This is a genomic window from Marinicauda pacifica (assembly GCF_004793635.1).
Taxonomy (GTDB): Bacteria; Pseudomonadota; Alphaproteobacteria; order Caulobacterales; family Maricaulaceae; genus Marinicauda; species Marinicauda pacifica.
Window position 1 is genome coordinate 1 of record NZ_SRXV01000060.1, and the last position, 312, is coordinate 312.

The following is a 312-nucleotide window of genomic DNA, read 5'->3' on the forward strand; positions in this document are numbered from 1 at the left end:
CATCGGCGTTTTCGCCAATGGCAGAAACGATCCCGATGCCCGTGACGACAACTCGCCTCATGCACTCGCTCCCGATTTCGACATTTCTTCCGGGCGGGACAGACCGACCCGCATGTCCTTGGCAGTGTAGATAACCTGCCCGTCAGCTTCCACGTGGCCATCGGCAATGCCGAGTACAAGCTTGCGCATGATGACCCGCTTGAGATCAATCCCATATCGCACGCGTTTGACGCCGGGCGTGACCTGGCCGGTGAATTTCACCTCGCCCACGCCCAGCGCGCGGCCCTTGCCGGGCGCACCCGACCAGCCAAG

1 protein-coding gene is annotated in these 312 nt (G+C 62.2%); it reads right to left on the reverse strand.

What is annotated here, in order from left to right:
• Positions 1–57: 57 nt before the first annotated feature.
• Positions 58–312, reverse strand: a 255-nt coding sequence (locus E5162_RS14385) for a hotdog family protein (RefSeq protein ID WP_479684689.1), incomplete at its 5' end; no start/stop codon positions are given.